Origin of the sequence: Paractinoplanes globisporus DSM 43857 (assembly GCF_000379645.1) — a bacterium.
Lineage (GTDB): Bacteria > Actinomycetota > Actinomycetes > Mycobacteriales > Micromonosporaceae > Actinoplanes > Actinoplanes globisporus.
This window is the reverse complement of sequence record NZ_KB903328.1, coordinates 300,606-314,089: the sequence shown is the minus strand read 5'-3', so window position 1 is coordinate 314,089 and position 13,484 is coordinate 300,606. Positions and strand designations below refer to the sequence as shown.

Below are 13,484 nucleotides of genomic sequence, written 5' to 3'. Positions count from 1 at the left end.
TGGAGCGGGCGCCCGCAGACGAGCGAACGGAGCAGCTCCACGCTGGGCCGCGCCTGGTCAGGAAGAGCCCGATTGGCCAGGTCTCCGCTGGTCAACGCACGGCCGAGCCATCCCAGGGAGCTCCGGCCCGGGGCGCGTCAACCCGAGGTGCACGGACCGAAAACGCGTCGGTCCGAGGCTCGCGCACCGCAAGCGCGTCAGCCATGGGCGGGCCGGCACGACGCGAGTCGATCTCGCGCGATTCGGAGCGGACGCGGACCAACCCGAGACACGCCGGGCACACGCGAGCCCACCGGAGCCGCGCAAGCCAGAAGCCAGCCAGGCCGAGCCCCGCCAACCAGAAGCCAGCCAGGCCGAGCCCCGCCAACCAGAAGCCAGCCAGGCCGAGCCCTGCCAACCGGAAGCGAGCCGGGCCGAGGCTTGTCGGCCAGATGCGCGGTGGACCGCGGCGCCCTGGCGGTAGATCTGGCGGCAGGGCAGGAATGCGCAGCGGGCCGAGGCACAGCGCAAAGACTGCATTCTTCGTCCCGTCAAGCAATATCGGGCGTGAGCACAATTAACGCATTCGAGTATCTTTGCCAACGGCGTCACGCTTTCGTCATTCTTTGGTCGGGGTAGATACCTATTTGCCGGGCGGCGGGAGCACGCCGCCAGCACGCGCCGGAACTGCTCGGCGTCGACTGCTCGGCGTCGACTGCTCGCCGGCAGCTGCTCGGCGTCGACTGCTGGTGTCGTTCGGCCGTGCGCCGGTCTCACGGCACCGATGAGGCCATTGTCTGGACCGCACGGCGGGGTGGGGTCATGCTGCCAGGAGGGGAACCAACGCACGCCGGAGGTGACCATGAACGCACAGGTGGGCGACCGGATCGTGGTGAAGGGGGTCCACGTCGGCGACGCGACTCGGGTCGGTGTTGTCACCGCGCTTCGGCATCCCGACGGGACGCCGCCTTATGAGGTGCGGTGGCTTGACGACGGGCATTCGGGGCTGATCTTCCCGGGGCCGGAGGCGCACGTCGAACGCGGCTAAATCGGGCGGCTGACGCGCCGATGAGTATCTCGTAGGGGCATCGTCAGACAGCCGGAACGGAGAACCGACGCTTGGCCTGGTTCTGGATCGTTCTGGGGATGGCGGTGGCCTGGGTGGCGTATGTCCTGGGGGCTCGCCGCCAGCGCGGCCGTGACCAGCGGCAGTTCGCGGCGGCGGTCGAGGCTGCCGGCTACGGGTCGGTGGAGGACATGGCGGGGCTCCTGGGCGAGCGCGCCGCCGAGATCGAGCAGATGCGTGCCGACCGGGAGGAGCGGATCCGGACCGCCGAGCAGGAGCAGCGGCAGGTCAACGGGCGACTCCGGCGACGGGCCAAGGAGGCCATCGACGACACTGGCGCGGTGATCGGCGAGCGCCTGCGGGACGTGGTCGAGCAGGTCGGCGCCGCGCGGCAGGCCGCCATGGCCACCCACGAACGGGTGGCGCACACCAGCCAGGCCGCCGCGACGATGGTGCGACGCGCGCGCAGCGCCGACGAGGCCGCGACGGCGCTGAACGAGAGCCTGCATCAGGTCGCGGGCATCGCCAGCGTGATCTCCGAGATCGCCTCGCAGACCCGGATGCTCGCGCTGAACGCGACGATCGAGGCGGCGCGGGCGGGCGCGGCGGGCCAGGGCTTCGCCGTCGTCGCCGGCGAGGTCAAGAACCTCGCGGACACCACCGCGAACTCCACCGAGCAGATCGCCACCACGATCGCGACGCTCGAGGCGGACGTGCAGCAGATGGGCGGCACGCTCGCCGCGATCGTGCAGGACGTCGGGGAGATCGAACAGGCGATGGGCCTGCTCGACGGCATTGCCGACGACCAGCACCAGATCGTCGAGCGGCTGAACAGCACCGTCGACGCGACGATGGCGCAGATCCATGACCTGTCCGAAGTCGCCGAGCGCCTCGAGCGCCGCCGCTCCGACCGGCTGGGCGCGAACGGCGAGGTGCTGCTGCGCGTACCGTCGCGGGCCGAGCCCGTGGCCGGCCGCCTCACCGACCTGAGCACCGGCGGTCTTGGTTGCGCGGTCCCGTCCCGCACCCCGCTCTCCGTGGGCGACAAGGCACACGCCGCCGCCACGGTCGACGGCATGTCGATCACCGTCGGCACCCACGTCGCGCGCCGCCGCGACCTCGGCGACGAGGTTGAGCTGGGCCTGGAGCTGACCGAGGTCTCGCCGGAGGCCCAGCGCCAGATCGAGGCCCACATCAACCGGGCCTTCGAGAACTCCTGAGCACCGACGCAGACGAATCGGGCCCCGGCGCGGACGAATCAGGCACCGACGCGAACGAGTCAGGCACCGGCGCGGACGAATCAGGCACCGAGGCAGACAAATCCGGTGCCCGCGGCCACCGAGGCGAGCGCCACGGCCGGCGACCGGCCGGCGACCAGCGCGCGATGGAAGCCGATCATGACGTCGGCGGCGGGCTCGTCGGCCACCCGGCCCACGCTCGCCACCACGGTCGTGGTCCCGGCCGCGAGCAGCGCGGACGCCATGCCCAGCGACTCGTCCCCCGGCCGTACCTCGGTCAGCCCGAGCTCGCAGCTGGCCAGCACCACCAGACCGGGCGGCCGGCGCAGCCGCGGCAGGTCATAGCCGAGCAACGGCCCGCCCCAGAGATCGAGCGCCGAGAACAGCGGGTTCTCCGCCTCGTGCCGCCCGTGCGCCGCCAGATGCGCCACCCCGGCTCCGTCCAGCGCGGCGAGTGTGGCCGCCGGCGTGGCCGAGGAACCCGTCAGGACCGTGCTACCGGGCCGGATCCGCGCGAGCGCCGACACCTCTTCCCGGATGTCGGGCCCCGCGACCAGCACCGACGCCCCGGCCGGACGCTGCGCCGACGAGGCCGCGAGCCAGGCCGTAGCCGACGGCGCCACCGTCACCGGCCGTCCCGCGCAGGCCGGCAGCATCCCCCACGGCGCCGTCATCAGCAGTCCCGTCGGCACCACCAGCACCTCGCGGTCGCCGATCAGCCCAAGCAGCGGCGTCAGCACCGCGTTCTGCAGCACGGCCGCGTCGCGCCGGGTCGCCGACCCGACCGCCTCCGCCAGCCGGGCCGGCATCGCGCGCCCCGCCGCCGTGTCCAGGTCGGCGCGCACCCGCAGCACCGCCTCCTCGGCTTCCGCCATCGGACCGAGAGCCAGGAGCGTCACGGCTTTGTCGTCCACCACCAGCGCGTGCAGGGTCTTTCCATCGCAGACGTACGCGACGAGCACCGTCCCGCCGAGACGACCCCGCACCGCCGACAGCGGCGCCACGGCTGCCCCGCCCGCCGACCCGCGCAGCGCCCAGGCACTCTCCCGGATCCGCCGCTGAAGGCTTTCGGCGCGCCCCCGCAGCCCCGCCGCCGGAGCCCCCGCCACCTCCGCCGCCCGCAGGGACTGCCGCGTCTGCCGCAGCTCCTCCAGCGCCGACGCCACGCCCGGGTCGTCCGGCGGCCGCACCGGCGTCAGCCGCAGCGCCTGCGCCCGCCCCCGCTCCGCCCACCGGAAGATCTCCCCCGCCTTCCCCGCCGCGATCGCCCCCGCCAGCCCCGCCCGGGCCAGGTCCCGCCCATGCGCGGACGCCCCCGTCTGCAGGTCGAGGCTCCCGAACCGCCCCCGGTACCGATGCAGCGTCTCCATCCCCGCCGCCAGCTCCCGCGACGCCGTCCGGCTTCGTCCCGCCGCCGCCTGCACCTCGGCCCGCGCCAGCCGCCAGACCAGTCGAGTGTCCAGCCGATCGAGCCGCCCCGGCGCCCCGGCCGCGTCCACGAGCCGAGCCGCCGCCCACGGCGTCTCCCCCGCCACCGCCCGCGCCGCCACCAGGCTCGCCACCCGCGCGTCCTCAAGAAGCCCGAACCGCCGCAACTGCCCCGCCAGCCGCCGCCCCCGCCGCGCCACCTCCGCCCGCTCCCCCGCCGAACCAGCGGCGCCCTGCGATCCCGTCGCGCCGGCGGCGCCCTGCGATCCCGTCGCGCCGGCGGCGCCCTGCGATCCCGTCGCGCCGGCGGCGCCCTGCGATCCCGTCGCGCCGGCGGAGCGGGTCGAGGATTCCGCGCCGGGCGGTGGGAGCAGGGCGAGGGCGGCGCGGAGCGTGAGCAGTTCGGCCAGCGCGGCCCGCCGCCTGTTTCCCCGGCGCAGGAAACCGGCACGCGCCGCCGCCGCCCACTCGGCCGCCGCCGCCGGCCGGCCTGCCAGCAGCGCGGCCTCGGCCCGGGTCTGCAGCGCCTCGGCCCGGTAGTGGTCCTGCCCCTGCTCGCCCATCTGCGCCACCGCGCCCGCGACCTCCCGGTCGGCCTCCCGGAACAGGCCCGCGGCGATCAGGGCGCGGGCTCGTTCCATGGCGAGCGCGGGCAGCCGCCCGGGCGTGATCGACTCGTAGGCCGGGCGGGCGGCCGCGAACGCGCCCAGTGCCGCCGGCAGGTCGCCGGCCGCGACGTCGAGGCAGCCGATGTTCACCCGGATCACGGCGGCCATCATCGTGAGGTCCTGCCGCAGGGCGATGCGCAAGCCGCGCTGCAGATCGTCCCGGGACGCGCCGACCTGGCCGGCCTCCAGGCGCAGGATGCTCCGGTTGTTGAGGGCCTTGACCAGGTCGAGCGGCCGGTCGCGTTCGGTGAGGCCGGCGACGGCCCGGTCGTACTCGGCCAGCGCCAGGTCGTTGCGCCCGTTGCGCCACAGCAGCACCGCGCGCTGGGCGTGCAGCACCGCCCGCCGGTCGGCCGACAGCAGCGGCTCCGCCTCGTCCAGCAGGCGGAACCCGAGGGCGACCTGCCCCCGCTCCGACTCGGCCCAGGCCAGGCTGACCAGCACCCGCCCGCGCGCCTCCGGTTCCGCGTCGCCGGCCAGCCGCAGCGCCGCCCGCATCCGCCGCACGGCGAGCGCGGGACGCCCGTCCTCGCTGGCGGCGAGGCCGGCGGCGTACAGGTCGGCGGCGCGCCCCGCGAGAACGGGCGGGGTCAGAGCAGAAGCGATGGCGTCACCACCCGGGGCGTACCGGCGTCGGGCGGGTGGATGAGCAGCTGCGCGAGGCCGTGCGGGACCTCGTCGAGGACGAACCGGCCAGTGTCGTCGGCCGTCACCACGCGCGGCGCGGCCGGTTCGGGCAGGCGCAGCTCGACCAGGAGGGCGGCGCCGGGCGCGAGCCAGCCGTCGACCCGCACGAGGTTGTCCCCCCGCTCCACGATCGTGATCATCACGGTGCGGCTGGCCGCGTCGAAGGTGACCGTGCGGGCCTGCTCGCCCGCCCGGGCGAGAGCCGGCGAGCCGGCCGCCAGCCGGGCCACCTCGGCGTCCAGGTCGGTGAGGGCCAGCGCGAAGAGCACCCGCTCGTCGAGGTCGGCCGGCGGCGGGTCGTCGCGCCCGATCCGGGCGAGGATGTCCAGGTCGAGGTCGTCCAGGGGAATCTCGTCCTCGGAGAAGTCGTCAGGAGAGTCGAGGGAAGGGTCAAAGGAAGGGTCAAAGGAAGGGTCGAGGGACGGGTCGAGGGACGGGTCGAAGTTGTCGCGGGGATCGGTCATGGCGTGCCCCAAGCGGGATCGGCCAGCAGCATCGCTCGCAGTTTGGCCAGGCAGCGCGAGCGGGTGGGCCCGATGCTCCCGTGCGGCATGCCGAAGGCCGAGGCGATCACCGTGTAGTCGGGGCGCTCGACCTGGGCGACGATCCGCAGCAGGTCGCGGCAGCGTGCGGAGAGCCGCTCGAAATGGGTCCACAGCACGCGGTCCCGCTCGTCGGCGATCAGCCGCTCCCCGGGCGCGGGCCCGGGATCGACCGCCGTCTGCACCGCCGCCCCGCCGTCCGGCACGTCGCGGCGGGAGCGCTGCTGCCGGTGCCAGGCCTCCCGCCGGGTCGTGGTGATCAGCCAGGCCGTGACCGCCCGGGGCGTACGGATCTCGTGCAGTCGCCGGATGAGCTCCAGCCAGGACGTCTGCACCACGTCGGCCGCATCCTCGGCGCCGAGGCCCTGGCCGCGGGCGACCCGCCACAGCACGGGGTCGAGCACCCGGACGAGCTCGCGCAGCGACTCCCGGTCGCCGTCGCGGGCCCGTTCGAGCAGCGAGCCGAGGTGGGCGTCGGCGTCGATCGCGTCAGGGGACGACATGGGGTCGGGCCATGTCGGCGGCGAAGTTCGCCGCGGCGAAGGACGTGCCGGTCCACCGGGCCCACTTCTCGCCGGGCAGGATGCTGAACACGTCTACGCCGTCCCGGTAGCGGTCCACCCAGTCACCGTAGTTGCTGAAATCGGCGTGGTAGTGGCCGAAGCCCGCGCCGACGGCGGTGACCGTGTCGAAGGCCGCCGGGTAGATCGGGCTGTCCTGGTGGTCGTTGCCGGCCGAGGCGACCAGCTGCACGCCCTGGCCGGCGAGCTCGCCGAGCAGCCACTTCATCTCGTCGAGCAGCCGCTGGTCGGAGTGGTCGCCCGGCACCCGGCCGAACGCCATGCACACCACGTCGACCGGGTTGCCGCGCTCGATGTAGCCGAGCAGCCAGCGCAACGCCTTGCACACCTTGCCCTCGTTGGCCCGGCCGTTCTCGTTCATCACCCGTACGGAAAGCACCTGCGCGGTCGGCGCCCCCTGCCGGATGAGGCCCGCGATGAAGGTGGCGTGCCCCACCAGCGGGACGGCGGGCTCCTCGCGGTGGACGACGAACCGCCCGGTCACCTCGTCCGGCTCCCACGCCGGCGTCAGCTGTTCGGCGTCGATGAGGAACGGGTCGCCGGGCACCGTGTCGGGCAGCCAGGTGTGCGTCGTCTGCACGCCCGTGTCGAGCAGGGCGACCACCGGCCGGCGCAGCGGGGCGGGCGGCGCCGGGAATTCCCGGCTGGGAAGCTTGGCGGGCGGGTCGATCTCGGCGAACGCGAGGCCGGCGTGGCCGACGGGCTTGCTGGCGACCATCACCAGCGTGCCGTCGGCGAAGGCGGGCTCGCGGGCGAACTGCGCGTCCTCGTGCAGGGCCGCGAGCCGGCCGAGGACCTCCTCGGCGGCGGAGCCGTCCACGATCGGTACGACATGGACCGCGCCGCTGATGTGCACGGGCGTCCCGAGGGGCCGGACGTGGTGGTGGGCGTGAAGCAGGTCGTTGAAGTGGCCGACGGGCTTGCTGGGGCTCGGGAAGAACAGCAACGTGTCGTCGCTGAAGTGTTCCTGTGGTTCCTCGCTGTCGATGATGCGCATGGGTCCGCCTCCGGGTCTGGCGTGTCTCGGTCACCGATGAGGTGGCCGCACGAGGTGCGCAGATACCCATCGTGGCCAGCGGACGAGCCGGACACCTTCACCCGAACGGTCACGCGTCGGCGAACACCTGGTCCACCATCGTCAGCAGGGTCGCGGTGAGGAGCTTGTGGACCTGGGCGCGGGTGAGCTCGCCGCGCTGCAGCCACTCCCGGGCGGTCGAGGTCGCCAGCCCCACGTACGCGCGGGCCATCGCGTGCCGGGCCCGGTTGCCGCCGGGCAGGCCGACCGCGGTGAGCACCCGGTCGGCGGCGATGTCGATGGCCTCGGCGATCGCCCGGTCGACGTCGGCGTCGCCGGCCATCCCGCCCGCGGTGATCGCGCCGAGCCAGGAGGTGCTGTGCCGGGAGACCACGTCGAGGAACCAGGTGGCGATCGCGTCGGCCCGGGTGGGCAGGTCGCCGGCCGGCAGCAGGGTCAGGGCCGCCTCGGGCACGGTCAGCATCACGCGGATGACGTCGAGGTACAGCTCCTTCTTCGTACCGAAATAGTGGTTGACCAGGCCCCGGGCCACGCCCGCGCCGGCCGCGATGTCACCGGTGGACACGTCGGCGTAGCCGCGCTCGCCGAACAGGCGCACGGCCACCGACAGGATCTGCTCGCGCCGGGCGTCCGGTTCGAGGCGGCGGCGCTGGCCGGTATCGAGACTCACGAAGTGGACCTTACCGGCCGCGCCTTGTTGACACAGTGCCAACAATCCCGGGAGAGTGGGGCCATGCCCACCCCCGGACTGGACGGGTACGCCCCGCCGTGGCTGAAGCCGGAGCACGACGACCTCGCCGAGCTCGCCCGCGACTTCTTCACCGAGCAGGTGCTGCCGCACGCCGAGCGCCTCGAGCGGCAGGGCCACCCCGACCGCGAGCACTACCGGCGCGCCGGCGAGCTCGGCCTGCTGGGCCTGAGCGTGCCCGAGGAGTACGGCGGCGGTGGCGGCGACTTCACCCACGAGGCGGTGCTGCTGCACGAGCAGACCATGTGTGGCGAGGGCAGCCTGGGCCTGGCCGTGCACAGCGGCATCGTCACCGGCTACCTGCGCCATTACGGCACCGAGGAACAGAAACGGCGCTGGCTGCCCGGCCTGTGCAGCGGTGAGCTGGTCGGCGCGATCGCGATGACCGAGCCCGGCGGCGGCTCCGACCTCCAGGCGATCCGCACGAAGGCCGTGCCCGACGGCGACGACTACCTGGTCACCGGCTCCAAGACCTTCATCACCAACGGCGCCCTGGCCGACCTCGTGATCCTGGCCGTCAAGACCGACACCAGCCAGGGCGCGGCCGGCATCAGCCTCCTGGTGTGCGAGCTGAGCGACGACACGCCCGGCTTCAAGCGCGGCCGGCTGATCGACAAGATCGGCCTGCACGCCAACGACACCGCCGAGCTGTTCTTCGACGATCTCCGCGTGGAAAGGCGGAACCTGCTGGGAACCGAGGGCGGCGGCTTCTTCCAGATGATGGAGCAGCTGCCCCAGGAGCGCCTCGTCATCGGCGTCGGCGCCGTCGCCGCCATGCAGCGGGCCGTCGAGCTCACCGTCGCGTACGCCAAAGAACGCACCGCCTTCGGCAAGCCCCTGATCGGCCACCAGAACACCCGGATGGTCCTCGCGGAGTGCGCGACCCGCACCCGCGCCTCGCGGATCTTCCTGGACGACTGCATCGCGCGGCACTCCCGCGGCGAGCTCGACGTGCCGACCGCGGCCATGGCCAAGCTGTGGCTCACCGAGGGCCAGTGCGAAGTGGTCGACAAATGCCTGCAGGTCTTCGGAGGATACGGGTACACGACCGAGTACCCGATCGCCCGCATGTACGCCGACGCCCGGGTCCAGAAGATCTACGGCGGCACGAACGAGATCATGAAGGAGCTGATCGCCCGTGTCCTCTGAAACACCGAACGAGGCATTTGTGTACGACGCGGTCCGCACCCCGCGCGGCCGGGGCAAGCCGACCGGCTCGTTGCACGGCGTCAAGCCGATCTCGCTGGTCGCCGGCCTGATCGACGCCCTGCGCGAGCGCAATCCCGGGCTCGACCCGGCCGCGATCGACGACATCGTGCTCGGCATCGTCACGCCGATCGGCGAGCAGGGCGGCGACCTGCCCCGCGCCGCCGCGCTGCTGGCCGGCCTGCCCGACACGGCCGCCGGCGTACAGCTCAACCGCTTCTGCGGCTCCGGCCTGGAGGCGGTCAACCAGGCCGCCGCGCGCATCCGGTCGGGCTGGGAGGACCTGATCCTGGCCGGCGGCGTCGAGTCGATGTCGCGCAACCCGATGGGCTCGGACGGCGGCGCCTGGTTCCTCGACCCCGAGACGGCCCTGGCCACGAGCTTCGTCCCGCAGGGCGTCAGCGCCGACCTGATCGCCACGATCGAGGGCTTCACGCGTGACGACGTGGACGGGTACGCGCTGCGCTCCCAGGAACGGGCGGCCAAGGCGGCGGCGGCCGGGCATTTCGACCGCTCGATCGTGCCGGTGAGCGACCCGAGCGGGCTCGTCGTGCTGGCGAAGGACGAGCACCCGCGCCCCGAGACGACCCGCGAGGGCCTCGCCAAGCTCAACCCGTCGTTCGCCGGGATCGGCGAGGCGGCCGGCTTCGACGCCGTCGCGCTGCAGAAATACCACTGGATCGAGCGGATCGACCACGTCCACCACGCCGGCAACTCGTCCGGCATCGTCGACGGCGCCGCCCTCGTCCTGATCGGCTCGAAGGAGGCCGGCGAGCGAGCCGGTCTGACCCCTCGCGCCCGAATTGTCTCGGCCGCCGTCACGGGCGAGGAGCCGACGATCATGCTGACCGGCCCGATTCCCGCCACGAAAAAGGCACTCGGACGGGCAGACCTCGAAATAGGCGAAATAGACCTGTTCGAGATCAACGAGGCCTTCGCCGCCGTCGTGCTCAAGTACGAGCGCGACCTCGGACTCGACCCTGAAAAGGTCAATGTCAACGGCGGCGCGATCGCCCTGGGCCACCCCCTCGGGGCGACCGGCGCGATGCTCCTCGGCACGGTTCTCGACGAGCTCGAGCGCCGCGACCAGCGCCGGGCCGTGATCACCCTGTGCATCGGCGGCGGCATGGGCGTCGCGACCGTCATCGAGAGGCTCTCATGATCCGCTACGAGCGCGCCGCGGACGGCGTCGTCACGCTCACCATGGACGACCCCGGCCAGTCGGCGAACACGATGAACCCCGCGTACGTGGCGGCCATGACCGCGGCCCTCGACCGCCTGGAGGCCGAGCGCGACGAGGTCACCGGCGTGATCGTGACCAGCGCCAAGACCACCTTCTTCGCCGGCGGCGACGTCCCGATGATGAGCACCGCCACCACGAAGGACGCGCCGGCCCTCGCCGAGCTGCTCGGCACGATCAAGCGGGACCTGCGCCGCCTCGAGACGTACGGCCGCCCGGTCGTCGCCGCGGTCAACGGCGCCGCGCTCGGCGGCGGCCTCGAGATCGCCCTCGCCTGCCACCACCGGATCGCCCTCGACGCCCCCGGGACCCGCCTCGGCTTCCCCGAGGTGACGCTCGGTCTGCTCCCGGGCGCGGGCGGCGTGACCCGCACCGTACGCATGCTGGGTCTTGCCGACGCCCTGATGACTTGGCTGCTCAGCGGCAAGCGGCTCAAGCCCGCGGATGCCCGCGACAACGGCCTGGTCGACGAGGTGGCCCCCACCCCCGAGGAGATGATCTCCCGGGCGAAGGAGTGGATCGCCGCCAATCCGGACGCCGCCCAGCCCTGGGACAGACCCGGCTACAAGATGCCCGGCGGCACCCCGTCCACGCCCAAGCTCGCCGCCCAGCTCCCCGCCTTCGCGGCCACCCTGCGCAAGCAGCTCAAGGGCAACCGGCTGCCGGCACCCGAGGCGATCCTCGCGACCGCCGTCGAGGGCGCCCAGGTCGACTTCGAGACCGCCCAGCTGATCGAGACCCGGCACCTGATCACCCTGCTCACCGGGCAGATCGCCAAGAACATGATGGGCGCGCTCTTCTTCGACATGCGCGCGGTCAACGGCGGCCTCGCCCGCCCCCGCGCCGAGGTGCTCCCGGCCACGAAGATCGCCGTGCTCGGCGCCGGCATGATGGGCGCCGGCATCGCCCAGGCCTGCGCCCGCGCCGGTCTCCCGGTGGTCGTCAAGGACGTCACGCCCGAGCTCGCGGCCCGCGCGCAGGGCCCCGGCATCGTCACCACGGCGAACGCCGAGGATCTGCGCGGCTGCGACGTGGTGATCGAAGCCGTCTTCGAGGACCCGGCGCTCAAGGCGAAGGTGTTCGCCGAGGTCGAACCCCTGCTCGCGCCGGGCGCGCTGCTGGCGTCGAACACGTCGACGCTGCCGATCACCGGGCTGGCCGAGGGCGTGAGCCGGCCCGCCGACTTCATCGGCATGCACTTCTTCTCCCCGGTCGGCCGGATGCCCCTGCTCGAGATCGTCGTGGGGAACAAGACCCGGGACGAGGCCGTCGCCCGCGCCTTCGACCTGGGCCGGCGGATCGGCAAGACCCCGATCGTGGTCAACGACGGGCGCGGCTTCTTCACCAGCCGGGTGATCGGCAAGTTCATGGACGAGGCGGTCGGCATGCTCGCCGAGGGGGTCCCGGCCGCGTCGATCGAGCAGGCCGCGTTGCAGGCCGGGTACCCGACCGGGCCGCTCGCGCTCGCCGACGAGGTGAGCATCGCGCTCATGCAGCGCATCCGGCGGCAGTTCGAGGCGGCGGCGGGCGACGCGTTCGTCCGGCTCCCCTCGCACGAGCTGGTCGACGCGATGGTCGACAAGCACGACCGGCCGGGCCGCTCGTCCGGGCGCGGCTTCTACGCGTACGAGAACGGGAAGCGCGCCGGATTGTGGGAGGGCCTCGCCGAGCTTGCCACCCGCGAAGGTCGCGCCGTGCCCTTCGCGGATCTGCAGGACCGTTTCCTGTTCGCCGAGGCGCTGGACGCGCAACGCTGCCTGGACGAGGGCGTCCTGCGCACCGAGGAGGACGGCAACGTCGGCTCGATCCTCGGCATCGGCTTCCCGGCCTGGACCGGCGGTGTGCTGCGCTTCGCCCGTCAGCACGCGGACTTCCCGGGCCGGGCGACGGAGCTGGCGGCGCGCTACGGCGAGCGGTTCGTGCCGGCATGAGCGGTCCGCTGGCCGGGGTCCGGGTCGTCGAGCTGGCCGGTCTCGCGCCGGCGCCGTTCGGCTGCATGATCCTGGCCGACCTCGGCGCCGACGTGATCCAGGTCGATCGTCCCGGCGGCAGCGGGGCTCCACCCACCCCCATGCAGCGCAGCCGCCGCACGGTCACCCTGGACCTCAAGACCGAGGCCGGCGTCGCCGATCTGCTGCGCCTGGCCGCGCGGGCCGACGTGCTGGTCGAGGGCTACCGGCCGGGGGTCGCCGAGCGCCTGGGCTTCGGGCCCGAGACCATCGAGAAGATCAACCCCAGGCTTGTGTACGCCCGGATGACCGGCTGGGGGCAGGAAGGGCCACTGGCCGATCGGGCCGGGCACGACATCGACTACATCGCGGTGGCCGGAGCGCTCGAGCCGATCGGCCGGGCCGGCGAACGGCCGCACGCCCCGCTGAATCTGATCGGGGACTTCGCGGGCGGCGGCATGCTGCTGGCCGTCGGGGTGCTCGCCGCGCTGCTGGAGCGGGTGACCTCGGGACGCGGCCAGGTGGTCGACGCGGCGATGGTGGACGGGTCGGCGCTGCTCACCGCGTTCCTGCACGGGATGATCGGCGCCGGCCGCTGGCCCTTCGGCCGCGGGGAGAACATGCTCGACGGCGGCGCGCCGTTCTACGACACCTACGCGACCGCGGACGGCGGCTTCATGGCGGTCGGCGCCCTCGAACCGGCCTTCTACGGGGCGCTGCTCGACGGGCTCGGGCTCGCCGAGGAGGATCTGCCCGCCCAGCTCGACCGGGCCGGCTGGCCGGTGCTGCGCGCCCGGTTCGCGGCCGCGTTTGCCACGCGTACGCGTGCTGAATGGTCTGTTGTCTTTGCCGGAAGCGACGCCTGCGTCGCGCCGGTCCTCTCCCCCGCCGAGGCGCCCGGGCACCCGCACAACCGGGCCCGCAACGCGTTCGTCACGGTCGGCGGCGTGCCCCAGCCGGCCCCGGCCCCACGCTTCGGCCGCACCCCGGCGGCCACCCCGGCCGAGGCCACTCCGGCCGGCGTCGAGGAGATTCTGGCGAACTGGTAGTCGATCGGACCTTTAGGTCTTTCTGGTGCTTTGCGGTTGCCCGGCTCAGGTGCATGCCGCGCCCGTC

General features: G+C 73.4%; 11 protein-coding genes. 6 read left to right on the top strand and 5 right to left on the bottom strand.

Features of this window, described 5'->3' with window-relative positions:
• Positions 1 to 841: 841 nt before the first annotated feature.
• Both A3CQ_RS0138535 and A3CQ_RS63790 read left to right on the top strand, forming a co-directional pair.
• The gene (locus tag A3CQ_RS0138535) at positions 842 to 1,027 is read left to right on the top strand and encodes a DUF1918 domain-containing protein (protein WP_020516311.1); all 186 of its coding nucleotides are present in this window, start codon (positions 842 to 844) and stop codon (positions 1,025 to 1,027) included.
• Positions 1,028 to 1,098: 71 nt separating this feature from the next.
• Positions 1,099 to 2,265 carry a methyl-accepting chemotaxis protein gene (locus A3CQ_RS63790; protein WP_020516310.1) on the top strand — a complete coding sequence of 389 codons (1,167 nt, stop codon included), beginning with the start codon at positions 1,099 to 1,101 and terminating at the stop codon, positions 2,263 to 2,265.
• Between the two features lie 80 nt (positions 2,266 to 2,345).
• Here the strand turns inward: A3CQ_RS63790 and A3CQ_RS63785 are convergent, their stop codons facing one another.
• The 5 genes from A3CQ_RS63785 to A3CQ_RS0138505 all read right to left on the bottom strand — a co-directional run bounded on the left by A3CQ_RS63785 (position 2,346) and on the right by A3CQ_RS0138505 (position 7,895).
• Positions 2,346 to 4,877 (bottom strand): CHAT domain-containing protein, encoded by a 2,532-nt coding sequence (locus tag A3CQ_RS63785; RefSeq protein WP_020516309.1) that lies wholly within the window; start codon positions 4,875 to 4,877, stop codon positions 2,346 to 2,348.
• A 92-nt stretch (positions 4,878 to 4,969) separates the two neighbouring features.
• A complete protein-coding gene (locus A3CQ_RS0138520) occupies positions 4,970 to 5,530 on the bottom strand; it encodes a hypothetical protein (RefSeq protein ID WP_020516308.1) in 561 nt (186 codons plus the stop codon).
• Entirely contained in the window at positions 5,527 to 6,111 is a 585-nt protein-coding gene (locus A3CQ_RS0138515) for an RNA polymerase sigma factor (RefSeq protein WP_020516307.1), read from the bottom strand. Before A3CQ_RS0138515 ends, A3CQ_RS0138520 begins: the two co-directional genes overlap by 4 nt.
• Entirely contained in the window at positions 6,098 to 7,186 is a 1,089-nt protein-coding gene (locus A3CQ_RS55570; RefSeq protein WP_020516306.1) for a S8 family peptidase, read from the bottom strand. The genes A3CQ_RS0138515 and A3CQ_RS55570 overlap by 14 nt, the downstream gene beginning before the upstream one ends.
• A 109-nt stretch (positions 7,187 to 7,295) precedes the next feature.
• Entirely contained in the window at positions 7,296 to 7,895 is a 600-nt protein-coding gene (locus A3CQ_RS0138505) for a TetR/AcrR family transcriptional regulator (RefSeq protein ID WP_020516305.1), read from the bottom strand.
• Between the two features lie 63 nt (positions 7,896 to 7,958).
• On the opposite strand from A3CQ_RS0138505, the gene A3CQ_RS0138500 reads away from it, so the two are divergent.
• From A3CQ_RS0138500 to A3CQ_RS0138485, 4 genes are read left to right on the top strand one after another with little or no spacing between them, the layout of a single operon-like run.
• Positions 7,959 to 9,122, top strand: a complete 1,164-nt coding sequence (locus tag A3CQ_RS0138500; RefSeq protein ID WP_020516304.1) for an acyl-CoA dehydrogenase family protein — start codon at positions 7,959 to 7,961, stop codon at positions 9,120 to 9,122.
• Entirely contained in the window at positions 9,112 to 10,341 is a 1,230-nt protein-coding gene (locus A3CQ_RS0138495; RefSeq protein ID WP_040433788.1) for an acetyl-CoA C-acetyltransferase, read from the top strand. Before A3CQ_RS0138500 ends, A3CQ_RS0138495 begins: the two co-directional genes overlap by 11 nt.
• Complete coding sequence (locus tag A3CQ_RS0138490; RefSeq protein ID WP_020516302.1) at positions 10,338 to 12,350, top strand: 3-hydroxyacyl-CoA dehydrogenase NAD-binding domain-containing protein; 2,013 nt, start codon at positions 10,338 to 10,340, stop codon at positions 12,348 to 12,350. Before A3CQ_RS0138495 ends, A3CQ_RS0138490 begins: the two co-directional genes overlap by 4 nt.
• Positions 12,347 to 13,417, top strand: a complete 1,071-nt coding sequence (locus A3CQ_RS0138485) for a CaiB/BaiF CoA transferase family protein (protein ID WP_020516301.1) — start codon at positions 12,347 to 12,349, stop codon at positions 13,415 to 13,417. The genes A3CQ_RS0138490 and A3CQ_RS0138485 overlap by 4 nt, the downstream gene beginning before the upstream one ends.
• Positions 13,418 to 13,484: the final 67 nt, after the last annotated feature.

What these genes read in the sequence shown, in the direction of transcription:
- A3CQ_RS0138535 (WP_020516311.1), top strand. Translation starts at nt 842, where the DNA reads ATGAACGCACAGGTGGGCGACCGGATCGTGGTGAAGGGGGTCCACGTC.
- A3CQ_RS0138490 (WP_020516302.1), top strand. Translation starts at nt 10,338, where the DNA reads ATGATCCGCTACGAGCGCGCCGCGGACGGCGTCGTCACGCTCACCATG.
- A3CQ_RS0138520 (WP_020516308.1), bottom strand. Translation starts at nt 5,530, where the DNA reads ATGACCGATCCCCGCGACAACTTCGACCCGTCCCTCGACCCGTCCCTC.
- A3CQ_RS0138485 (WP_020516301.1), top strand. Translation starts at nt 12,347, where the DNA reads ATGAGCGGTCCGCTGGCCGGGGTCCGGGTCGTCGAGCTGGCCGGTCTC.
- A3CQ_RS63785 (WP_020516309.1), bottom strand. Translation starts at nt 4,877, where the DNA reads ATGCGGGCGGCGCTGCGGCTGGCCGGCGACGCGGAACCGGAGGCGCGC.
- A3CQ_RS0138515 (WP_020516307.1), bottom strand. Translation starts at nt 6,111, where the DNA reads ATGTCGTCCCCTGACGCGATCGACGCCGACGCCCACCTCGGCTCGCTG.
- A3CQ_RS55570 (WP_020516306.1), bottom strand. Translation starts at nt 7,186, where the DNA reads ATGCGCATCATCGACAGCGAGGAACCACAGGAACACTTCAGCGACGAC.
- A3CQ_RS0138500 (WP_020516304.1), top strand. Translation starts at nt 7,959, where the DNA reads ATGCCCACCCCCGGACTGGACGGGTACGCCCCGCCGTGGCTGAAGCCG.